The sequence below is a fragment of the Gammaproteobacteria bacterium genome (genome assembly GCA_014075255.1).
In the GTDB taxonomy this organism is placed as follows: Bacteria; Pseudomonadota; Gammaproteobacteria; order UBA4575; family UBA4575; genus JABDMD01.
The window spans coordinates 841237-863092 of the sequence record CP046178.1; the positions used below are offsets into that span (position 1 = coordinate 841237).

25 protein-coding genes are annotated in these 21856 nt (G+C 38.7%); 4 read left to right on the forward strand and 21 right to left on the reverse strand.

Annotated features, from left to right (window positions below; all coding sequences use genetic code 11):
- From ccmE to ccmA, 5 genes are read right to left on the reverse strand one after another with little or no spacing between them, the layout of a single operon-like run.
- Positions 1–462 (reverse strand): cytochrome c maturation protein CcmE, encoded by a 462-nt coding sequence (gene ccmE, locus GKR92_04305; protein ID QMU60958.1) that lies wholly within the window; start codon positions 460–462, stop codon positions 1–3.
- Between the two features lie 18 nt (positions 463–480).
- Positions 481–630: a heme exporter protein CcmD gene (gene ccmD, locus GKR92_04310; protein QMU60959.1), complete on the reverse strand. Its 150-nt coding sequence runs from the start codon at positions 628–630 to the stop codon at positions 481–483.
- A 2-nt stretch (positions 631–632) separates the two neighbouring features.
- Positions 633–1370: a heme ABC transporter permease gene (locus tag GKR92_04315; GenBank protein ID QMU60960.1), complete on the reverse strand. Its 738-nt coding sequence runs from the start codon at positions 1368–1370 to the stop codon at positions 633–635.
- Positions 1371–1373: 3 nt separating this feature from the next.
- Positions 1374–2042, reverse strand: a complete 669-nt coding sequence (gene ccmB, locus GKR92_04320) for a heme exporter protein CcmB (GenBank protein ID QMU60961.1) — start codon at positions 2040–2042, stop codon at positions 1374–1376.
- An 8-nt stretch (positions 2043–2050) separates the two neighbouring features.
- On the reverse strand, positions 2051–2689 hold the full coding sequence (ccmA, locus tag GKR92_04325; GenBank protein QMU60962.1) for a cytochrome c biogenesis heme-transporting ATPase CcmA: 639 nt from the start codon (positions 2687–2689) through the stop codon (positions 2051–2053).
- 309 nt (positions 2690–2998) lie between these two features.
- Here ccmA and GKR92_04330 point away from each other — a divergent pair, with 309 nt between their 5' ends.
- Entirely contained in the window at positions 2999–6454 is a 3456-nt protein-coding gene (locus GKR92_04330; protein ID QMU60963.1) for a transcription-repair coupling factor, read from the forward strand.
- 18 nt (positions 6455–6472) lie between these two features.
- A complete protein-coding gene (locus GKR92_04335; GenBank protein QMU60964.1) occupies positions 6473–7102 on the forward strand; it encodes a hypothetical protein in 630 nt (209 codons plus the stop codon).
- Between the two features lie 59 nt (positions 7103–7161).
- On the opposite strand, the gene GKR92_04340 is transcribed toward GKR92_04335, so the two are convergent.
- The 6 genes from GKR92_04340 to nagZ form a co-directional block, all read right to left on the reverse strand.
- Positions 7162–7728 (reverse strand): hypothetical protein, encoded by a 567-nt coding sequence (locus GKR92_04340; GenBank protein QMU60965.1) that lies wholly within the window; start codon positions 7726–7728, stop codon positions 7162–7164.
- 119 nt (positions 7729–7847) lie between these two features.
- Positions 7848–8357: a hypothetical protein gene (locus GKR92_04345; GenBank protein ID QMU60966.1), complete on the reverse strand. Its 510-nt coding sequence runs from the start codon at positions 8355–8357 to the stop codon at positions 7848–7850.
- A 38-nt stretch (positions 8358–8395) separates the two neighbouring features.
- Positions 8396–9133 (reverse strand): S-methyl-5'-thioinosine phosphorylase, encoded by a 738-nt coding sequence (locus GKR92_04350; protein ID QMU60967.1) that lies wholly within the window; start codon positions 9131–9133, stop codon positions 8396–8398.
- A 22-nt stretch (positions 9134–9155) separates the two neighbouring features.
- The gene (locus GKR92_04355; GenBank protein ID QMU60968.1) at positions 9156–9713 is read right to left on the reverse strand and encodes a hypoxanthine-guanine phosphoribosyltransferase; all 558 of its coding nucleotides are present in this window, start codon (positions 9711–9713) and stop codon (positions 9156–9158) included.
- Between the two features lie 11 nt (positions 9714–9724).
- Positions 9725–10837: a mechanosensitive ion channel gene (locus tag GKR92_04360; protein ID QMU60969.1), complete on the reverse strand. Its 1113-nt coding sequence runs from the start codon at positions 10835–10837 to the stop codon at positions 9725–9727.
- A 27-nt stretch (positions 10838–10864) separates the two neighbouring features.
- The gene (gene nagZ, locus GKR92_04365; GenBank protein ID QMU60970.1) at positions 10865–11938 is read right to left on the reverse strand and encodes a beta-N-acetylhexosaminidase; all 1074 of its coding nucleotides are present in this window, start codon (positions 11936–11938) and stop codon (positions 10865–10867) included.
- Positions 11939–12474: 536 nt separating this feature from the next.
- Here nagZ and zapE point away from each other — a divergent pair.
- Positions 12475–13575, forward strand: coding sequence for a cell division protein ZapE (zapE, locus tag GKR92_04370; GenBank protein ID QMU60971.1), 1101 nt, complete (start codon positions 12475–12477; stop codon positions 13573–13575).
- Between the two features lie 21 nt (positions 13576–13596).
- Complete coding sequence (locus GKR92_04375; GenBank protein QMU60972.1) at positions 13597–14568, forward strand: malate dehydrogenase; 972 nt, start codon at positions 13597–13599, stop codon at positions 14566–14568.
- Between the two features lie 232 nt (positions 14569–14800).
- Here GKR92_04375 and GKR92_04380 read toward each other — a convergent pair whose 3' ends face one another.
- The 10 genes from GKR92_04380 to sdhB form a co-directional block, all read right to left on the reverse strand.
- A complete protein-coding gene (locus GKR92_04380) occupies positions 14801–15223 on the reverse strand; it encodes a hypothetical protein (protein ID QMU60973.1) in 423 nt (140 codons plus the stop codon).
- A gap of 91 nt (positions 15224–15314) precedes the next feature.
- The gene (locus tag GKR92_04385) at positions 15315–15899 is read right to left on the reverse strand and encodes a hypothetical protein (protein ID QMU60974.1); all 585 of its coding nucleotides are present in this window, start codon (positions 15897–15899) and stop codon (positions 15315–15317) included.
- Entirely contained in the window at positions 15887–16201 is a 315-nt protein-coding gene (locus tag GKR92_04390) for a hypothetical protein (GenBank protein ID QMU60975.1), read from the reverse strand. Before GKR92_04390 ends, GKR92_04385 begins: the two co-directional genes overlap by 13 nt.
- A 65-nt stretch (positions 16202–16266) precedes the next feature.
- Positions 16267–17460, reverse strand: a complete 1194-nt coding sequence (locus GKR92_04395) for an NAD(P)-binding protein (protein ID QMU60976.1) — start codon at positions 17458–17460, stop codon at positions 16267–16269.
- 100 nt (positions 17461–17560) lie between these two features.
- Positions 17561–17941 (reverse strand): GFA family protein, encoded by a 381-nt coding sequence (locus tag GKR92_04400; protein QMU60977.1) that lies wholly within the window; start codon positions 17939–17941, stop codon positions 17561–17563.
- Positions 17942–18071: 130 nt separating this feature from the next.
- On the reverse strand, positions 18072–18929 hold the full coding sequence (locus tag GKR92_04405; protein QMU60978.1) for an alpha/beta fold hydrolase: 858 nt from the start codon (positions 18927–18929) through the stop codon (positions 18072–18074).
- Between the two features lie 133 nt (positions 18930–19062).
- A complete protein-coding gene (locus tag GKR92_04410; protein ID QMU60979.1) occupies positions 19063–19536 on the reverse strand; it encodes an Rrf2 family transcriptional regulator in 474 nt (157 codons plus the stop codon).
- A 170-nt stretch (positions 19537–19706) separates the two neighbouring features.
- Positions 19707–20264, reverse strand: coding sequence for a DUF1249 domain-containing protein (locus GKR92_04415; protein ID QMU60980.1), 558 nt, complete (start codon positions 20262–20264; stop codon positions 19707–19709).
- 553 nt (positions 20265–20817) lie between these two features.
- Entirely contained in the window at positions 20818–21048 is a 231-nt protein-coding gene (locus GKR92_04420; GenBank protein ID QMU60981.1) for a hypothetical protein, read from the reverse strand.
- Between the two features lie 18 nt (positions 21049–21066).
- The gene (gene sdhB / locus GKR92_04425; GenBank protein ID QMU60982.1) at positions 21067–21849 is read right to left on the reverse strand and encodes a succinate dehydrogenase iron-sulfur subunit; all 783 of its coding nucleotides are present in this window, start codon (positions 21847–21849) and stop codon (positions 21067–21069) included.
- Positions 21850–21856 lie beyond the last annotated feature (7 nt).

The window sequence follows — 21856 nt, forward strand, 5'->3', positions numbered from 1 at the left end:
TTAATAATTTTTCTTTGGAATATTATCTGGATGTGCTGCTCCTGACTCTTTCAAAGCATCAGCCACTTCTGGAGGCATATAGTTTTCATCGTGCTTAGCCAACACTTCTTGCGCAATGATGATTCCATCTGCATTTAGCTTGCCTTGCGCCACAATTCCTTGCCCTTCTCGGAACAAGTCCGGCAATAAGCCTTTGTATCGCAAGGTAACGGTTCCAGACGTATCCGTTAAGTCAAACTCCGTTGTAACTCCATCATTAAAACGATTAACACTGCCTTCGACTACCAACCCACCTACTCTAAATAATTTATCTTGTTGGACATTACCTGCAGCAATTTCGGCCGGAGTATGGAAATAGGTTTTATTCTTCTGCAGCGCATAAACACCTAGTGCAGCTGCACTACTAAATCCAAGAAAAAGGATGGTAATAAATATTAAACGTTGTTTTCTCTTTGGTCTCATATTCAGTAATTCTATTAGTTATTCTTCTAAACTATCTTCAATTTCTTTAATCAAATTTTTCTTACGACCATTTGCAAATAAAATAGTGAGCAGTAAAGCAATAAACGTGATTCCATACGAACCCCAAACATACATCCATTTACCATCCATATAGAAAAATTCTTGCATGATTAATTTCCTGTAACGAGCTGTTTAACCCATTTTGTTGCACGTTCACGTGAGATTATTTCATTTCTAATACGCATAATTAACACCCATCCAAAATACACTTTAAAAGCAATGGCCATTATTAATAATGGATACAACATACTTGGATCCATCGATGGTTTATCAGAAACAATTTCCATATTTGGTTGATGTAATGAATTCCACCAAGTAACTGAGTAATGAATAATTGGAATATTAATTACTCCAACAATGGACAACATACTCGCAGCTTTTGCAGCAACTCGCTTATCTTCTATAGATGAATATATTGCAATCACACCAAAATATAAAAACAAAAGAATTAATTCTGAGGTTAAACGTGCATCCCATGTCCAATACGTTCCCCACGTGGGTTTACCCCAAAGCATTCCTGTAACCAGTGCAATAGCAGTAAAAACTGCACCAATAACCGCACATTCAGAAACTACAATTTCTGATATTTTAGTCTTCCATATCAGCGCAACAAATCCTGCACCTGCCATCACCATATAAACAAACATTGACATCCATGCTGCGGGCACATGAATAAATATTATTCTGTATGACTCACCCTGTTGATAATCAGTTGGAGCAATAACCAAACCCCAATACAAACCTACGACTGTCAAAATAAGAGTTAATGCACCTAACCATGGCAGCCATTTCCCAGACCACTCATAGTAGTATTTTGGTGAAGATAATTTATGAAACCATGCCCACATACGTTAACTCATACTTATTTTTAAAGATCCACTAATCGCTAGAGGCGCCAATATTAAAGCTAGTATTAATCCAGCCCCCAAAATGGCCACATGACCTGAATAAGGTAAGCCTTCTATCGCAGCACTTACCGCGCCAGATGAAAAGATTAAAACAGGTATATATAACGGCAATACCAAAAGGCCTAATAATACACCACCACCACGTAATCCTGCTGTCAGTGCCACGCCTATTGCGCCAATTAAGCTGAGTATCGGTGTACCAATTAATACTGTGATAAATAATGTGGGTATTGCTTGCTGCGGTATATACAAGAGTAGAGCCATCAATGGCACGATAATCAACATGGGTAGACCGGTAATCAACCAATGTGCGATGACTTTGCCCAGTATCAACACCGTTGGCGGATGCTGGCTTAGAAACAACTGTTCTACACTGCCATCATCAAAGTCTTGACGGAAAATGCTCTCCATGGAGATCAATGCTGCTAATAATGCGGTTACCCACACAACACCAGGTGCCAGTTGACTTAAAAATACCTGGTCCGGACTAACCCCTAAAGGAAATAACGTTACCACAATTACGTAAAATAGAATTGGATTCATTAATTCAGCACGTCGACGAAATGCAACCAACAAATCGCGACGTATTATTGTAAGAAGAGCACTTAACATAATCTATTTTATAAATTAGAAAGACTGATTTTTTTCATTAGTGTAGATGGAAGTTTTAATTCTCTATGTGTAGTCACAATCAACATTCCTTTTTGTTCTAAATGATTTTTCAACACCATTTCAAACTCAGCAACAAAATCCTTATCTAATGCCGTTAGCGGTTCATCTAAAATCCATAATTGTCTTTCTTCAAGCTGCAATCTAGCTAACGCAACACGACGCTTTTGGCCTGCAGATAATTTACGTGTGAGAATATTTCTCTGCTTAAACAAACCAACAGCACGAATAATTTCCTTTATCTCTGCCTCAGTTCGATCAGAACCCACTAAACGTTGAGCAAATACAAGATTTTCTGTTACGGTAAGATCTAGCTTAACGCCTGAAGCATGACCTATATATGAGATTTGCTGTTGGTAGTTATCATGACCTTCAACTGATTCGCCATTCCAAGTTATCTCGCCATCAGCTGGGTAATTAAAACCACATAGAATTCTAAGCAAACTCGTCTTACCACTACCATTAGATCCCTCAACTACTAATGCCTCACCCGATTCAAGTTCGAGATGAACATTAGAGAATAGTTCAGTGCTACCTTTCACACATTTCAAGTCATGTGCTTCGAGTACGCTTACCTCCTGTGTGCGCATAGCATTATAATATTTAAGGAAAAATGTAGGTTAAGATGGGTAACTCATTAATTACATAGAGATCTTAACACGTGGTGGCGTAGAAGCGACGAACGATGGTGTGACACCGATAATTGGCACATTAAAGCGAACTGAAATAGCGGTTTATCTAAGATTTAGTCTAAATACATGCACTTTTAGTAGTTGAAAAATCAAGCCTGAAATTCACCCACACAATCAGTAGAATGGCGTGCTTTTCTGCCGGCAATTACATTAACTTACCCATAATGATCCACGTATTTCGCAAACGCCAAACCTTTTGACTATTTGATGAGCATCTTTAACCCCCCTCTGCCTAGTAAAAATCATTCGCATGTGACCTGGGGACGCACGTATGGATGCAGCAAAGGACTGGCGCTGGCTAAAGCAGTTGAACAATTCAGTGGTCTGACATTAATTATCACTCCAGATATTCAAGCCGCACATAATTTAGAAAGCGAACTTACATTTTTCTGCAAGCAAGGGATAGAAATTTATTTGTTCCCAGACTCTGAAACCTTGGCTTACGATGTATTTTCTCCACATGAAGATATTATTTCTGATCGCATCTTGGCGTTAAGTTCCCTACCTAAAACAAAACAAGGCGCACTTATAATTTCTGCAGGAACTATTTTATCAAAATTAGCTGCAAAAGATTTTATTCTCGGCCAATCGATAAATCTCGCAGTAAGTGATCAACTAAATTTAGAGACTTTTAAACAAACTTTAGTTAAAGCCGGCTATCAATATGTTTCACAAGTCATGACGCATGGTGAATTTGCAGTGCGCGGCTCTATTATTGATTTATTCCCAATGGGCAGTAATCAGCCCTATAGAATTGATTTATTTGACGATGAAATTGAAACGATTAGAACGTTCAATCCCGAAACGCAAGTATCAATAGATAAAGTAGAATCATTCAAAGTGCTCCCCGCTCGCGAATTTCCTACAGATGAAAAAGCAATTAAACGTTTTCGACAAAATTATAGAATCCAATTTGAAGGCGATCCAAACAACAGCGTGATCTATCGCGGAGTAAGCAATAATAATCTTCCTTCGGGAATTGAATATTACTTGCCATTATTCTGCGAGGAAACCAGCAACTTATTTGATTACTTACCAGACAATAGCCAATTAGTTTTAATTGAAGATATTGTAGATATTGCAACTGATTTTGAAAATGATGTTTTTCATCGTTATGAACAACGCAAATACGATATAGAACGCCCACCTCTACACCCTAAGCAGCTATGGATCTCTAGTGATTACTTTGAAAAAAGTATATTCAAACTTAACACCATAAAATTACAACAATATGAGCTAGAACAACTGCATCGTGATCAATATAACTTTGATGCACAAGCACTCCCGACGTTGACTATTAATTCTCGTATCAAAGATCCTGCAAGCGAGCTTTTACGTTTCATCGAATCTAGTGGAAATAAAATATTATTTTTAGCTGAATCACCAGGCAGAAGAGAATATGTTTTAGATGTGCTTAAAGGATTCCAAATTACCCCTACTGTTGTTGATTCATGGCATGAGTTTTTAGAAAAAGACCACTCTATTTCTATCGCATTAGGACCATTAGATAGCGGCTTGATTCTGCAACAAGAAAAAATTGCAATTGTTACAGAAAGTAATTTATTCGGAGCAAGGGCTAAACAAAAAAGACGCAGACGTAGACAAATCCGTGATGCTGAATCTTTAATTAAGAATCTTTCAGATCTAAGCGAGGGTTCAGCAGTAGTACATGAAGATCATGGCGTAGGTCGCTTCAAAGGTTTAAAAACGTTGAGCCTAAGCGGAACAGATACTGAGTTTCTTACGCTTGAATACGCAGAAGGCGACATTCTCTATGTGCCCGTATCGTCTTTACACTTAGTAAGTCGTTATAGTGGTGCATCGGAAGAAAATGCACCACTTCACCATCTTGGCGGTGAAGCCTGGAAAAACATTAAACGTCGTGCTGCAGAACGTGCACGAGACGTTGCTGCCGAGTTACTAGACATTTACTCGCGCCGGGAAGCACAACAAGGATTCCAATACAAAATTGATCATATAGAGAATAATGCATTTTGTAGCACCTTCCCTTACGAAGAAACGCCCGATCAGTTAAAAGCTATCGATGATGTAATACAAGACATGGAATCTACACGCCCGATGGATCGAGTTATCTGTGGAGATGTAGGTTTCGGCAAAACAGAAGTTGCAATGCGTGCTGCCTTCATAGCTGCCAACGCGGGCAAACAAGTTGCAGTATTGGTGCCTACAACCCTTCTATGTTCACAGCATTTTCAAAGTTTTAACGATCGCTTTGCTGATTTACCCATTGAAATTGAATGCTTATCAAGATTTATTCCGGCAAAAAAACAAAAAGAAGTTTTAGTAGGTTTAGAAAGCGGCATTGTTGATATTGTAATTGGTACACATAAATTATTTAACACCTCGATTAAATTTAAAAACCTAGGCTTAGTCATTGTAGATGAAGAACAACGATTCGGTGTACGTCAGAAAGAAATCCTTAAGAAAATGCGCACTGAAGTGGACATTTTAACCTTAACTGCAACACCTATTCCCAGAACATTAAACATGTCGCTAAGCGGCTTACGTGACCTTTCTATTATTGCTACACCGCCTAACCAACGGCTGGCGATTAAAACATTTGTAGGGACATGGAACGACAACATGATCCAAGAAGCCTGCATGCGCGAAATGAAGCGTGGCGGACAAGTGTTTTTCCTTCATAACGAAGTTAAGACGATAGAAAAAGTGGCTAAAGACATTCAACAGCTCTTACCTGATAGCACAATTCGCATTGCGCACGGTCAAATGCCCGAAAAAGATCTTGAACAAGTGATGTTAGATTTTTACCATCAGCGTTTCAGCATCTTAGTCTGCACCACCATTATTGAAAACGGTATCGATATACCGACTGCAAATACCATGATCATTAATCGAGCAGATAAGCTTGGCCTTTCACAATTACACCAGATTCGGGGTCGTGTCGGCCGTTCTCACCACCGTGCATACGCATACCTTATAGCTCCACCACGTGCAGCCATGACGGCAGATGCTGTTAAACGCTTAGAAGCTATCGAATCATTAGAAGATTTAGGTGCAGGATTTACCCTCGCCACTCATGACCTTGAAATTCGAGGCGCCGGAGAATTACTGGGTGCTGAACAAAGTGGTCAGATTCATGAAGTAGGCTTCACTTTATATAATGAGCTATTAGGCCGAGCGGTTGAAGCTTTGAAGGCAGGTGAAATTCCAGATCTTGATCAACCGCTTGATCAAGGTATAGAGGTTAATTTAGGGGTGCCTGCACTCATCCCAGATGATTATTTACCTGATATACATGGTCGACTCGTGATGTATAAGCGCATTGCCAGCGCTAAAACCAATGATGATCTTGATGATTTGGAAATTGAATTGATTGATCGTTATGGGTTGTTGCCAGAGTTTGCTAAAAATTTATTTTTGGTTACCCATCTTAAACTGCTCGCGAGCAGCTTTGGAGTATCCCGCATTGAGATGAGTCATGAGACTGCCCGCATCCATTTTGGCAAGTCTCCTAAAATCGACACCACTAAAATTTTAGAATTGATATTGCAAGAACCCGATACCTATAAGCTTGATGGCTCCGAAAAGCTCACCATATACACCGAGACTGAAAATATTGCGGAACGAATTGACACCATCGTGAATCTATTAAATGATCTACAATTAAAACAAGCCGCCTAACCCTTCATATAGAATCTTATGCACCCACTCATTAAGCCTAACTTCATCGCCGTTTTACTGTTTTTTTCTCAAACAGCCATAAGCAAAGATTACATTGTAGAAATGATATTTTTCGCAAACACTAATAGTGGTGCTAATTCAGTACATATATCAAACCAAGCGATAGAACCCGATTTAGGTGCCTCAATCTCACTTAGCCAAGGCGCACAATCAAATGGCTTTGTGCCACTTTCCTCAGATACCTTTACACTTTCTGGCAAAGCAAATGCCCTGAATAAATCAGGCAAATACAGAGTTTTAAAACATATGTCTTGGTTACAACCAGGCCTTGCCAAAGAAGATGCCATTGCGGTTCGTATACACGCAGGGAAAAATTATAAAAGTGAATTTAGTGAAAGGTCTTTCACCAATCAGCCTACAAACGAATTAGACGGTACCGTGAAGATTGTGCTTGGACGTTACCTGCATTTATATACAGATTTAGCCTATCGCAAAACTTTTAGTGTGAGCTCAAGTGATGCATTAGGTCGAGATCGCGTGCTTGCAGACTTCCCAGTCAAAACACATCGCAAAATGCGTAGCAGCACATTACATTATATAGATCATCCTTACCTCGGCATTCTAATAGAAATCCGCCCTGCTGGCTGAACTTTGAATAATCGCTTTCGATCCACAATAAATAATATTCGACTTTGAAAGCATCAGTATTATTTCCTAATTAATCTAATGGTTTCGACAATCTTTTCTAGCTCGGGTCTTATCTCATTTTCGTGACTTTCAGACGCCTGAAAGTTTATGGTAATAACTTTAGAGTCGAGTATCGTCAGATATACGCGCCCGAAAATCTTTAACTTGAGATCAGGGTGATTTTGAACATTGAATAAACTTCGGAAATTTATTGCTCTATAGATTTCTCCATCGATAATCTCATCATAGATAATGCTTGTATTTAAAACTTGCTTAGATTTACCCATGGTATGAATATTTTTATTCAGCCATCGGTCCTTGTTCATTATTAAGTCAGTTTCGGAATTAAACTTTGGATCGCTTAATTCAAGAATATGTACTGCTATTGAGACTCCACTTTCCTCCCCTGTAGCTTGTTTACCAAATAACCATGATCTTGAACCTCCATCCTTATCTAGTTCAATTGCTCGCCAAGTTTCTGGGATCTGTATTGAAAAATCTGGATATTTAAATTCTTTTGCTGCTGATACAGTATGAAAACCAAAGTTTATAATAAGAACAACTAAACTTAAAAGTAAGTATTTCATATGCAAATTCCAATAAGTGCATAGCGTCTACTTTTGACAGCCATGGATGCTAGAACAGTTTCCGAGGAAGAAATTTCTGTCGGCCAATAACAGAACCAATATACGCGATTATAATAATTTTACTTCTCTGCTAAATCCTTCAAAGCCTTATTCATTGAATTTAACATCGGAGGAACACTTTCTTCCATATGACTACAAATAATCGGGGCAAGTAATCCTTTAAACGTTTCTTTATGTATTAATTTCGTGCCTAAATCAGTTTCTTCAAGTTCAAATATCTTGTCATTAGTAAAAATGAATCCAGCGATCATATGTGCGCGCCAGTGAAAATAATTTGGTTCCTTAAGCTCAGTGATTATTGGATTATATTTAGGTCCGTTTTTACCTTCTTCTTTGCTTATCATAGTAATACTAAGAGTTGACCCAACAGTTGCGATACCTTTTGAGCCATTAATAATTGGGCTCCATTCCTGCCAATTATTAATATCCGAAATAATGGACCAAACCTTAGAAGGTGAGGCTAAAATTTCGATTTCTGTTTTAATTTCTTGCGTTTTACTTCCTTCTACATACAAGAATAAGAGACCTACTAAAACCAACCCAAGAAGTACTAAGATTATTTTTTTCATTAATTACAAAATCCGCTTTGGCTCGAAAATAGATATTACTAATTTGAAATAGCAGAAACTAAAATAGAATTCACACTAACCATTCCGTCATCAATGGCTTGTTTAATTTCTTGCATAGTTATTTCATTTCCGCCAATACCTGCTGCCCAGTTAACAGACAATGCACAGCATGCGTACTTTAACCCTAGTTCTTTTGCTAATGATGCTTCAGGCATTCCTGTCATTCCTACGATATCGCACCCATCTTTTTGCATTCGAATAATTTCCGCTGCGGTTTCTAAACGTGGGCCCTGAGTCGCTCCATACACACCACCTTCATAAATATCAATTTCACTTTCTATTGATGCTCGAATAAGCTTTTGCCGAAGTTCTTCGCTATAAGGGTGGGTAAAATCAATATGGGTAACATCTGATAAATTTTCTTCGAAAAATGTATGTTTGCGGTCATATGTGTAATCAATTATTTGATCAGGTATAACTATTTTTTTAGGTGGAATATCATCATGAATCCCACCAACTGCTGCCACCCCAATAACATGCGTAACACCAACACTTTTTAATGCCCAGATATTAGCGCAATAATTTATTTTATGAGGCGGGATAGTATGTCCAAGACCATGTCGCGCAATAAAAACGACTTCTTTCCCAGCTAACTCACCCATTATCAAAGGAGCACTGGAAATCCCATAGGGTGTATCTATGAATTCACTAGAATCAATACTGAGCTCATCAATGGATGAAAATCCAGTGCCTCCTATGATTGCGAGTTTAGTCATAGATTACAAATCACGCTTATCATTAATTCTTATTAATGGCGTATATGGAAGATAGATTGCGCAGATAACCCTTGTAATCCATACCCCACCCAAATACATAACGATCGGTAACTTCTAAACCAATAAAGTCAGGCGTAATATTTACAGGAGTATTTGATAATTTTTTCTTTAACAAAACGGCTGACAATACTTTCTTGGCACCTTTTGCATGACAATATGCAATAAGCTCTTGCAAGGTATAACCTTCATCTAATATATCATCAACAATAATTACGATTTGATCTTTAAGCGAAGTATCCGGCTCTTTATGCCAATGAATACTACTACCTTGTGTGTTGTTACGATAACGATCTACATGCACATAATCTAGAACCATTGGCAATGAGATGCGCTGCATTAATGCAGCTGTAAACATCAACCCACCTTTCATCACGCACAACATAACTGGAACTTCACTATCCAATGAAGACTCAATGCTCTGAGCAACCTGATTTATTGCTTGTTTAATTTCTTGCTCAGATATTAAAACATCTGCATTTTCACGAACTTGAACAATTTCTTGATGAGTGAGATCTTCCATGAATTACTTAGTTATGACTGAGTTAATACACTGGTATCATTATTCTCTACTTGCAAAACACGTGTAGGGAATGCTAAATCTGCATTATGCTTTTCAACAATCTCATACACTTTTAAAAGCACTTCGTGCTTCACCTCATGAAATTTAACCCAGTTTACCGTTTTGGTAAAAGTGTAGATAAAGAAATCAACCGATGATTCATTGAACTCATTAAAATTTACTATCATGGTTTGATTGCTATCAATTTCTTTATGACTTAGCAACATTTGTTTCACTTCCTTCACAATATCATTTACCACAGAAATATCGTTATACCGAAGGCCCATCGTTTCATAAATTCTGCGGTGTGACATGCGTGATGGATTTTCAACAATGATGTTCATAAAGATCGAATTTGGCACATAGATCGGTCGTTTACTAAAGGTACGAATGCGCGTTTGGCGCCAGCCTATTTCTTCTACCGTTCCTTCTATTTTCTTATCAGGCGAACGAATCCAATCACCCACCTTAAATGGCCGATCTAAGTACACCATTAGACCTCCAAAGAAATTAGACAGTAGGTCTTTGGCTGCGAAGCCCACTGCAATGCCCCCTATTCCTCCAAATGCCAACACACCTGAGATACTAAATCCAAGTGTTTGCAACATTACTAATGCAGCAGTAATAAAAATCGAAGCGCGCACAAGTTTTGCTAATGCATGGGTAGTAGTCAGATCAACCGGCTTACCCTTTTGACGTTGGCGCACAACGTATGCTTTTTCAAATTCTTTTACAAAACGAATTAAGAACCATGCAAGTGTAGCTACGATGGTTACATTTCTTATTGGACCTATCGCACGAAATATTTCAGCCTCACTTCGACTCGCTACAATTTCTGCCGCAAATAAAACTCCAATTACCCATACCAACATACGGAAGGGCCTGTTAGCTGCTTGTATGAATGCATCATCCCATGGATTTGCAGTTTTTTCTGCTCGTGCAGATAGTTTTTTTAAGAAAATTTTAAATGCGAAGTTTATTAATAAAACCGCCAATACAATTACAAATACTTGTAATACCCATGGCTTGAAATACATCGCTAAACTTGAGTCACCAAAAATATTTGTGAAATCTATGTTTTCCATTCTTTATATCTTTTTTCCAAAATAATTTTACAGGGTGAGTTCGCCATAAGGCGAATCTTGATAGGACTCTACTTGTGTAACGGCGTGTTGCCATTCAGTAGAGTTTCTTAATTTCTGATAAGTCGTTGGATCTTTACCACCGTGCATACGTGTTAAGCGCATTTGTGATGCTGGATTATTATAGTTATCTAACTGTTCTGCCACTAAACATGCATTTTCACTAGAATTGCAAATTAATGCCATATCACATCCGGCACTCAATGCTCTCTGTGTTCGTAGTAGATAATTATTACCATCCCCGTCATCACCCTGGCTATCACATAGAGCAGCCTTCATGCTTAAATCATCACTGAATATAACACCCTTAAATTCTAACTGCTTTCGCAATACATCTTGTAACCATAATTTTGAAAAGGTGGCTATTTCAGGGACAACTTTTTCATATATAACATGCGCACTCATCAATCCTGCTAAACCATTATCAATTAAACGTTTAAACGGAACGAGATCCTTACTTGCTATGTCTTCAAATTCTCTTAAATCGGTCGGCAATTCAATGTGTGAATCTGCAGTTACCGCGCCATGCCCAGGAAAGTGTTTTCCTACGGCTTGCATTCCCGCATTACGCATTCCTTGCACATAACGTATTGCAAGTAACGAAACCACTTCAGAATCTTTATGAAATGCACGATCACCTATCACTTGGCTCACGCCATAATTTAAATCTAATATCGGCGCAAAACTAAAATCAATCCCTATAGAGCGTAATTCAGAAGCCATTAACCATCCGCTAACTGTAGCAAGCTCTTCTGCTCGCTTAGGTTCAGAATCATAAATTTGACCCAAAAGATTTATTGCGGGCAGTTGCGTAAAGCCTTCTCGCAAACGTTGCACTCGTCCACCTTCCTGATCAATAGCAATTAACAATCTTGGGTGTCGTAGTTCGTGGATTTCTTCAATTAATTCGATCAAGCGTTCTACAGAAGTAAAATTTCGGCTAAATAAAATTACACCGCCTACCTGTGACGATTGCAGTAATTCCCTCTCCTCCACAGACATGCAATCTGCAGCGAGATCTACCATTAGTGGACCCAGTGACATGTGTTGATTATTTGCGATTGCTGCCTAGAAGTGAAGCATGGTGATGAGTAATTTCATCGTTACTCGGTAAGATTTATACTGAAGCAAAAAAAAGGCCGTCTTAATAAGACGGCCGAATCCAGGAGGAGTCGAGAATAACAACATGCCAAATAGAGGATATCTGTATCATGTTGAGAGGCTCATGAATAAAGAAGCATATATGATGCCAAAAACCCTATTTTCTTTTTTTTCAGCTACTTATCGATTCTAGTCGTGTATTAATTGCTTTAATATCGACAATTTTGGGCACATTTGTGACAATTTATAGCATTAAAGTTACGTAAGTGAATTGATTAATAACGGTTTTTTGTCTCTTTTTTCTCAGCATAACGCGATCGCTTAATTAATATACAAATCGAATCATTTATCCATGCATACCATCCGTAACAGATGATTTCTATTTATACTGGGTGATTAGGCCGTGAATTAGCCCATAACGCGTACCAAAGTGACTCAATAAAGAGTTGTGAATTAGGCTAGAAAAAAATACAAAAATAATGATTGAATCCGTATATCAAGCACTCGTCGACAGTGAACAGCTTGTAGAAGACCTAAACCAAAAGAAAGTGATACAGGCTTTACAGGTTTTGCATGATGAACTTGGTGAAGACAACCCTGATGACTCAACCATAATTGATCGTTTCACTACTTTCTTATCACGCAAATCCAATACAAGAACGATACAAGGCCTCTACATATGGGGTGGGGTTGGTCGTGGCAAAACATTTTTAATGGATTTGTTCTTTTCGAATCTACATTTTCAAGACAAATTGCGTCTACATTTCCATCGTTTTATGGATCAAGCTCATACAATGCTAAACAACTATCGTGATGAACCCGATCCGTTAAAACTTGTTGCTAAAGAGTTTTCAACTAAAGCCAAAGTGCTTTGTTTTGATGAGTTTTTTGTAAACGACATTGGCGATGCCATGATACTCGCAGGATTGCTTGAAGGCCTATTCGAGAACAACGTAGCTTTAATAGCTACATCTAACGTTGAACCTAGTTTGCTTTATAAAGATGGTTTGCAACGAGAACGTTTTTTACCCACCATCCAACTATTGCAAGAACATACTAAAGTTATTCATCTTGAAGGTGAAATAGACCATCGTTTTGAATTCTTACAGACCAACGATGTGTATAACTATCCTATTGAAGAATCTTCACGTGATTGGCTTAAGCATAGCTTCCTAAATCTTGCCAATGAGCGAGTAGAATCATCATGGGAAAAAATAAAAATAAACGATAGACAAATCCAGACTATTCAGCACACAGACACCGTAGCTTGGTTTGATTTTAATGAAATATGCGATGGTCCACGCAGCGCTTCTGACTATATCGCGATAGCTAAACAATTTAATACTGTATTAATTTCTCACGTACCCATCTTTGAAGGGAAAGATGATCAAGCCCGCAGATTTGTTAATATGGTAGATGAATTCTATGATAGAAATGTTAAATTAATTTTGTCTGCAGAAGCGAGTCCCGCTAAACTATATAAAGGAAAGCGCTTAGATGCTGAATTTGGCCGGACTACCAGCCGATTGAGTGAAATGCAGTCACATGAATATTTAGAAAAACAACACCAACCAAATTAAAAATACATTTAGGAGTTAGTAATGAAGCCAGCAGTACGCGTAGCAATAACAGGAGCCGCAGGAAATATAGGCTATGCAGCCGCATTTAGAGTGGCCGCAGGAAACATGCTTGGCCCAGATCAACCGATCATATTACAGCTGATTGAAATCCCGCCTGCACTTGGAGCTTTAGAGGGTGTTGAAATGGAATTGCGTGATTGTGCATTCCCGCTGCTACACGACATAATTTGTACAGCAGATGTTAACCAAGGCTTTGGCGATGTCGATTACGTTTTATCAATAGGATCCAAACCACGAACCAAAGGCATGGAACGTGCAGATTTACTTAGTGAGAACGGCAAAATTTTCGGCCCTCAAGGTAAAGCAATTAATGACAATGCATCTAAAGATGTAAAAGTGCTTGTCGTAGGTAACCCTGCCAATACCAATGCACTCATCGCATGCAATAACGCACCTGATTTAAACCCTTCACAATTTACTTCCATGATGCGCTTAGACCATAACCGTGCAATCAGTCAGCTTGCATCTAAAACAAGCGCCAAGGTAACCGACATCAACAAGATGGTCGTTTGGGGCAATCATTCACTAACGCAGTTTCCTGATATTGGCCACTGCACTGTAAATGGCAAACAGGCTAAATCATTAGTAGATGATGTCTGGTACAAAAATGAATTCATGCCTAAAGTACAAAAACGGGGCGCAGAAATCATCAGTGCACGGGGCGCTTCCTCTGCTGCATCAGCGGCATCTGCTGCCATCGACCACATGCGAGACTGGGTGCTTGGCACCAATGACTGGGTCAGCATGGGCATGATTTCTAAAGGTGATTACGGAATAGCTGAAGGTTTAATGTATTCCTTCCCCGTTACCTGCAGCAATGGAAGCTACGAAGTAGTTCAAGGGTTAAATCAAGACGATTTTAGTGTGCAAATGATGAAAGAAACTGAAAAAGAATTACTCGAAGAACGCGAAGCAGTCAAAGACTTGCTTTAAAAATCACATAGATGATGTACACGACTGCATGGTTGCAGGAGGTACGATTCCATGGATGGAATCGGTAGAGTCGAGTCTGGAACAGAGACCGAGATCAGCAGGAGCAGTTACCGAGGATGTACAAGTGTCACGTGAGACAGGGTGTTGGGGAAAACCACGAGAATAAGAGTAGCAACATGAATGTTGCTTCAAATTAAATCTTCTGTGAATGTCCGCTGTCGACTAATAGCGGTCATTTACCACGTGTTCTTTTCGCTGCGGGGCAAACATTACGTCCAAAAATATGGGCTTGGCTTTGCCTTTCAATTTCTACGTCATGCTTAATTTTTTCCATATCTAACTTTGATACTTGTTGAAGTATGGAAGAAACATCATGTTTATTTAGTTCCGATATGGGCTCGCAAAATAATACAATTTGTTCGCGCATAATTAAAACTGTGGGTTCTTCTGTAGAAATACCAAGCATTTGTGCAATGTCTTGGCTTTTATCAATATCGATGTAGGCAATGGTTTCCGACAATGATGTATACTTATTTCCAAAAATACGGGCAAATACCTCTTCTGGTTTGTTTATAGAGTCTTGATAAAAAACACATAGTAGAACACTAGTTTTTTTGGTTTCTAAATAAAATGTTTCTGAATTAAGCTCAATCATCGAAAATGATCCTTTCAAATCTTAGTGCCATATAAATTCGAGTAATTTTACATTGATTTATTCTATTATGGTGAATGTCTGCTTTTGGTCGTTAGCGGTCATAGTAATTCATTAATTCTGCGTCTGATATTTCTTTACCGAGATGACCCTTAAACACAGCTGAGTATTCAGTATTATTTTCAAGAAGCTTGAATTTTATTTGCTCATACTTTTCGGTATAAACTGTTATCGCATCATGAATAGTATTTGCAACCACATTCGCAACTTTTTCTAAGTAGTTTTTATCTGATTCTTCAATAATTTTAATTTTATTGCTATAACTAGAGTAGTCCCCCAAAACAATGACACATGGCATAACATCCTTAAACCAATGTAGATGACCTAGATTTACCTCTAAATACCTATCTCTCCAGTCCCATGATGTACCGAACCAGAGGTTTTTGCGACGGTAAAGTACTTCTGGTTTCATGCAGTCTTTGAGTCTCACCTCTTCAAAGCCGAGCTCTAAAAGAGTCGGTGCGAGCACCTTATCTATAGTCTTGTGATATTCAGACTTCTTCATATCAAATTGAGTCAATAAATATGTGAATTGATGAATGTCCGCTTTCGGCCAATAACGGCCATTAACACCACGTATTGTTATGTGCTCTTGTTGAATTAATCTTAGTTTACCCACACACCATTTGTCACCTGGCAATCAATAGCATCTAGACACATATGAATAATCAAGCCAAGTCCTATAAATCGAGTCTTAGGCACAAAACAAAGTACAAGATACAAACCGATAAACCATGGTTGATGTAACGGGTGAAAGCCAATGCTACAGCGATTAGGGTTATAAATGGGGCTTGCAATTAAGTGATCGAGATCAACGAGCATTGTCGCGACCATTATAAAATATGCGTATTTCCAGTGCCTTCGAAAGAAAATTCCAGTTACAACTGCTGGAATCACAAAATGCAATACTACATGAATCATTTACACGCGACTTTATGTCTGCTTTCGGCCACCGGAGGACATTACACTTGCAGCGTGATGCTGCGTCATTCTTCACCAAAAAATCGTCTTCGAACCGATTCACCAATTGGTGCCTCTGGTCCTAATCCAAATAAATCTGGCATACGAGAAGGATCTTCACCAATTAAAGGTAATGCTTGCTCCCTTCGCTCATCAGCGACTTTACCAGTCTCTAGAAATATGCTTCTTAGCCAATCTTCATGTGTACGAATAATCATGAAATCTCGGTTTTGTTCTTTTGCATATGCATTTCCTGCAACATCCCAATCTTCTATCTCCAAAAGTCGATTACTTAATTGTCGAACACTACGAAGTGTCATTGCCATCCCTTGTCCAAAAGCTGGATCACAAGTTGAAGCTGCGTCACCTATTAACGCTACTCCATCTTTGTAAGGATGTTCAACCCAGCTATCATCTGATGGAAAACTTGCCAATGGACCGATAGCACGTGCATTTGCATATAAGCTTGGCTCACCGCCTGTGCGCATAGACTCTTCAATAAATCTTGGAAGATCATCTGTTTTTTGGAAACGAGGATGTTTATTACTTGGATAGCCTAGATATGCTCGTACACGGCCATCGCCAATTGACCCTAGAAATGTTTCTTGCCCATTACTCGGATTCATGACTGCATACCACATGTCAGTCGGTAACGGGACATCTTCAAGAAGCACACCGGCAAACATTCTTCTTGGCGGATCACTTATTACATCAAACCTTGCATGTTTTCTTACTATAGAATTTCGCCCATCCGCTCCTACTACTAAGCGAGCTTGCAGCTCTTGTGTACGACCATTTAGTTTTACGATTACCTTTGGATTGACTTCATTCTGTATTGTAAGTATTTGTGTTCCACGTTGAACGTCTGCACCCTCTTTTTCTGCTGCGCTAAGCAAGATTTCTTGCATTGCAGGATGATAAAAACTGAAAAGTGGTGACTGATGTGGCGTAGTTTCGGGAAAGTTTCTATGCGCAATCTGTTCATTAACCAAATAAATATCCCACCACGGAACTTCAATTCCGCACGAATCACATAGTAGCTCGTATATTCCGAGTCTTTTTGCTTCAGGTACTCCCCATGCATGCATCCCTTCGCCTCGAATTCGGTCCTTGAATTCGGTAGTACGTTCTAGAATTAAAACACGCAAACCATGTTTGCTCATTACTTTAGCTAGAGTTGCGCCGCCTAAACCGCCTCCAATTATAATGATGTCGTACATGATGCACCTAAAGAACTATTCTTATTTCTATTATTAAGTAATTAAATTTTATATTTTAACATATAATTTATAACGTCCGCTTTAGGTCGAAAACGGCCATTTACTCCTCACTTAAATGTTTCAATTCATGTGCGTGTTGTTCCCAGTTTTTACCATCAAATGGCTCAATAGTAATCCCCATAGGTTGTTTATCTAAACATCGCACATTTATATCAAAACCATCAGGATTAGAGCGTGGTATGTAGAATGACTTTATGCCGCATGTTTTACAAAAGAAATGTTTAGCCTCACCCGAATCAAAAGTGTAGGTAGTGAGGTTGTCTTCCCCTTGCAATAATTTAAACTTTGACTCTGGAACAATAAGATGTAAAAACCCGGACTTTGAGCAAATAGAACAATTACAATCTTGGCATGTAATGTTTTTGCTTGCCTCTACCTCAAATCTTATAGCCCCGCAGTGGCAACCACCAGAATAAATCATTGCAACACCATTATTTCAATATTTTTGAATGTGCAATTGAGACTTTTAGCTAGAAAATCCACATTTACATGCTGGAAGTTTCTGAAATAATGCGAGTTATAGAATAATAACTCGCATATCAGAAATAAGTTTAAAGGTTCACGCCATCCCATTCCGTTACAAAGTCATTTATATACTTTGCAACTTCATCCGGGCGATCTTCCTGTACCCAATGACCGGCACGTTCTATGTATTGCACCCGTGTTGGACCCGTAATTCTTTCTTTTAGTTTTTCAGCTGCCGAGCATGACATAAAGTTATCCGCCACTCCCCACATCACCATGGTAGGACACGTAATTTTACTATGATCCACATCAGTATCTGAATTTTGCGGGTCGGCAGAGATACGAATTAAGGACTTAAATCCTGTAATGTCTGGACCACGTCCCCAAAACTGTAAATAATTTTGTTTGCAGTTTTTATCGGTAAAAGGCGCGCCATCATAGCTACCCATGCGCATCAATGCAGGGAATCCTGCAACCGCCTGTGGCAATGCTTGCATCAACACTTCATCTGGCGCTCCATCCAATCCAGCCAATGCTTCTACTTCACATACTGGCCATTGATCGAAGCAAACCGGATTAATTAATATGAGACGAGAAATATAATCGCAATACTTCGTTGCAAATACTTGTGCGACACCGCCACCATGATCGTGAGCTACTAGTATAACTTTGCCTTTTAATCCAAGGCCCTCAATAACGCCTTTCACAGCCTCCGCTTGATTCATAAACGAGTGCTTAAATTTATCTAATGGCATATCGGACTGCCCGTAACCCACCATGTCCATGGCAAGGGTACGATATTGTGGAAGCTGTGCTTGCACATGTCTCCATAATCTCGCATTCGTAGGAATACCATGCACCATCAGCAACGTGGTATCACCACTACCGCTTTCTTCGATATTTATATTGATTTTCAACCCATCAACAGTGACTTCTTGCTTCATAACTTCTCCATACTTTCTATTTTTTATAGGATTTATAATAGTCTTATTGAGTAGCCAGGAATATAGCGGACACAAAAAAGCCCGCTTGTTGCGGGCTTTTTTGAATAATAGCTGTAAAAACCAACTAGTTTATTTAAGCTGCAGTCCTTTTCGGGAACATATGGCTTCTGTTGCCACCTGTAGCTTGTTGTCTAAGCGCTTGATACTCAGGTTTCTGTGTAAACTCACCTAGAGAAACACCGTCTAAGTAATTGTAAATCTTAGTACTTAGCTCGTCCCAAATATGATGAGTAATGCAACGATCATCAAACTGAACGGAAAGCTCTGTATGCTCTTGTTGAGGTTGTACGTTTTCGTCAATTGAACTGATTACTTGAGCAACCGAAATTTCGCTTGGCGATCTTGATAAGCGATATCCGCCACCTGGGCCACGTACACCTATTACCAAACCACTTTTACGTAATTTAGCGAATAACTGTTCTAAATAAGATAAAGAAATACCTTGGCACTGTGAAATATCTGCCAGTGTTACGGGCTTATAGTTATCATTTATTGCTAAGTCCATCATTGCAGTAATTGCATGACGCGCTTTTGTTGAGAGTTTCATATCCTTCACCTTCTACCTTGAATGGCATAAATTTGGTTTAGCGAACCAAAACCACTAATCTTGCGGTTATTTTAACACCAACTAGTGTATTGAAAATGTCGACTGAACCAAATTCTGAGAATTATTATTATTCTTAAATATCAACAAGTTACAACATAATGATAATTTGTTCACTCAATTATAGTACTGGAACTAGCCTTATCCTGCAATGGTATTTCGACATTTTTGGTGATTAGTTGGTTTTGGCCAGACGTAGCCCCGACCTGAAAGCTATGACCTTGACGGTCACAGTAAGAAAGCCATTTATATAGAAAGCGGTTCATTCTCCAGCGCTTTAGAAGTGTTGGGTCCACTTTATGGTTGAAGGCATGGAAATTAGGGTCTCGACGCTTATAGGCCTGACTCATGACCTCAGCCTGTAAGGCGTCATAATAGATTCTTAGCTTTAAATTTGGATAAGCTAGAAAGCCTTCTTCGGCATCTGAAAAATAATAGGTTAAGGCAATGGTTGCGGTATATTTGGTCTGTTCCAAGACCTGGAGGTATAGATCCATACCATGGTCGACTCTAGATACAGCAACCGCTGGCATACTGTCTTTATCGCCAAGTAGTTTACGTAAGCGAATATAGTTACCCTCATACATCTCCATCAGCCCAGAAAATGAATTAGGCAATGGTGCTACCAAACTATTTCTTGGCATACGTCCTTGTCGAAGGGTTTGCATCATCAATCTATTGTGGCATTTGTATCCACTACCTCATTAAATAATCTATTAAAATAGTTACAACAAGTTCTATGCAAAAATAGTTTTGCATAGTTTGAAGTCTCTCACAAAGTTACAAATGTGTGAAATATGTTTTACTTATCGTTACTTATTAAAGGATCGAAGGTATAAGCGTAAAGCGTATAATTGTTCTTGACTCATTGAATCTTTTGCGATAGTTGCTTTAAACTTCTTTGTATTATTCTGCAACAATAATACTGCAAAATAATTAAACAACCACTCCGCTGAAATTAATTTTGCCTGAAGCACTTTGCCATTTTTTAATTCAATTTGGCATTTATTATTACTTGAACATCTAAGTTTATAAATTGAATTCTCTGATTTTAACAGCGCGTATTGCTTAATTGTATAAATAGCCATTATCAAAACTATAAATACTAAAACTACCTTAAACAAAACAGACAAAGATAAAAACAAAATAGAAATAAGTGCTATAAGATAAAGCAAACTTAAGCTTAAAAGCAAAACTTTAGAAGGTTTCAGTATGATACTGAAATTATCGATAGATGTGTTCAATCACGTTATTAATATTTTGATCTTCAGACAATTGTCGACCGACAAGAAGATCATATAGCTCAGGATCCTGCATATCTAACATGCGCTCAAAAGCATGTTGCAAGTCTCCACTAGCGGTTTGGTAGTAGTTATTTAGAAATCGTTGCATCAAAACATCCAGCTCTTTTGTGCCTCTACAACATCTCCAAGCTAGCTTTTGCAGATTTTCCACTTAGGAATAATTAGTTGTTTAGCCGCGTCGCTCTACAATTAGCTTTTTAATTTCAGCAATGGCCCTAGCAGGATTCAATCCTTTTGGACATGTGTTAGTGCAGTTCATAATAGTATGACAACGATATAACTTGAATGGATCTTCTAGTTCATCTAATCGTTCACCTGTCGCCTCATCTCTACTGTCTGCAATCCATCTATAAGCTTGTAATAATGTTGCAGGACCTAGATAACGATCACTGTTCCACCAATAACTAGGGCAACTTGTAGAACAACATGCGCAAAGAATGCATTCTTCCAAGCCTTCAAGCTTTTCTCGGTCTTCTTTAGATTGCAAACGCTCTCGATCTGGTGGGGGCGGTGAATCAGATTGCATCCATGGCTTAACTGATGCGTATTGAGCATAGAAGTTTGTCATATCAGCCACTAAATCTTTAACTACTGGCATATGAGGTAATGGGTAGATTTTCAAATCACCTTTATAGTCATCTACAGCTTTTGTACAAGCCAGTGTATTTGAACCATTAATATTCATTGAACAAGAACCGCATATACCTTCACGACATGATCTTCTAAAACTTAAAGTTGGATCAATCTCATTTTTTATCTTAATGAGAATATCCAAAATCATCGGGCCACATTCGTCCATATCCACTTCATAGATATCGGTACGCGGATTTTCACCTGCCTCAGGCTCAAAACGATAGACCGTTACTTTCTTGATATTTTTACTGCCGGTTGTGCATTTAAACGTTTTACCAGGTTTAACAACCGAATTTGCAGGAAGTGTAAATTGCGCCATAGTGGAA

Bases quoted from the DNA above. Each gene is read 5' to 3' on its own strand.
- nagZ (QMU60970.1), bottom strand. From the start codon at position 11,938: ATGTCACTGGGTCCACTAATGGTAGATCTCGCTGCAGATTGCATGTCT.
- GKR92_04335 (QMU60964.1), top strand. From the start codon at position 6,473: ATGCACCCACTCATTAAGCCTAACTTCATCGCCGTTTTACTGTTTTTT.
- GKR92_04390 (QMU60975.1), bottom strand. From the start codon at position 16,201: ATGATTCATGTAGTATTGCATTTTGTGATTCCAGCAGTTGTAACTGGA.
- GKR92_04395 (QMU60976.1), bottom strand. From the start codon at position 17,460: ATGTACGACATCATTATAATTGGAGGCGGTTTAGGCGGCGCAACTCTA.
- GKR92_04415 (QMU60980.1), bottom strand. From the start codon at position 20,264: ATGATGCAAACCCTTCGACAAGGACGTATGCCAAGAAATAGTTTGGTA.
- GKR92_04355 (QMU60968.1), bottom strand. From the start codon at position 9,713: ATGGAAGATCTCACTCATCAAGAAATTGTTCAAGTTCGTGAAAATGCA.
- GKR92_04340 (QMU60965.1), bottom strand. From the start codon at position 7,728: ATGAAATACTTACTTTTAAGTTTAGTTGTTCTTATTATAAACTTTGGT.
- GKR92_04375 (QMU60972.1), top strand. From the start codon at position 13,597: ATGAAGCCAGCAGTACGCGTAGCAATAACAGGAGCCGCAGGAAATATA.
- GKR92_04400 (QMU60977.1), bottom strand. From the start codon at position 17,941: ATGATTTATTCTGGTGGTTGCCACTGCGGGGCTATAAGATTTGAGGTA.
- ccmE (QMU60958.1), bottom strand. From the start codon at position 462: ATGAGACCAAAGAGAAAACAACGTTTAATATTTATTACCATCCTTTTT.
- zapE (QMU60971.1), top strand. From the start codon at position 12,475: ATGATTGAATCCGTATATCAAGCACTCGTCGACAGTGAACAGCTTGTA.
- ccmB (QMU60961.1), bottom strand. From the start codon at position 2,042: ATGTTAAGTGCTCTTCTTACAATAATACGTCGCGATTTGTTGGTTGCA.
- GKR92_04330 (QMU60963.1), top strand. From the start codon at position 2,999: ATGAGCATCTTTAACCCCCCTCTGCCTAGTAAAAATCATTCGCATGTG.
- GKR92_04405 (QMU60978.1), bottom strand. From the start codon at position 18,929: ATGAAGCAAGAAGTCACTGTTGATGGGTTGAAAATCAATATAAATATC.
- GKR92_04360 (QMU60969.1), bottom strand. From the start codon at position 10,837: ATGGAAAACATAGATTTCACAAATATTTTTGGTGACTCAAGTTTAGCG.
- GKR92_04410 (QMU60979.1), bottom strand. From the start codon at position 19,536: ATGAAACTCTCAACAAAAGCGCGTCATGCAATTACTGCAATGATGGAC.
- ccmD (QMU60959.1), bottom strand. From the start codon at position 630: ATGCAAGAATTTTTCTATATGGATGGTAAATGGATGTATGTTTGGGGT.
- GKR92_04315 (QMU60960.1), bottom strand. From the start codon at position 1,370: ATGTGGGCATGGTTTCATAAATTATCTTCACCAAAATACTACTATGAG.
- GKR92_04345 (QMU60966.1), bottom strand. From the start codon at position 8,357: ATGAAAAAAATAATCTTAGTACTTCTTGGGTTGGTTTTAGTAGGTCTC.
- GKR92_04380 (QMU60973.1), bottom strand. From the start codon at position 15,223: ATGATTGAGCTTAATTCAGAAACATTTTATTTAGAAACCAAAAAAACT.
- GKR92_04350 (QMU60967.1), bottom strand. From the start codon at position 9,133: ATGACTAAACTCGCAATCATAGGAGGCACTGGATTTTCATCCATTGAT.
- ccmA (QMU60962.1), bottom strand. From the start codon at position 2,689: ATGCGCACACAGGAGGTAAGCGTACTCGAAGCACATGACTTGAAATGT.
- sdhB (QMU60982.1), bottom strand. From the start codon at position 21,849: ATGGCGCAATTTACACTTCCTGCAAATTCGGTTGTTAAACCTGGTAAA.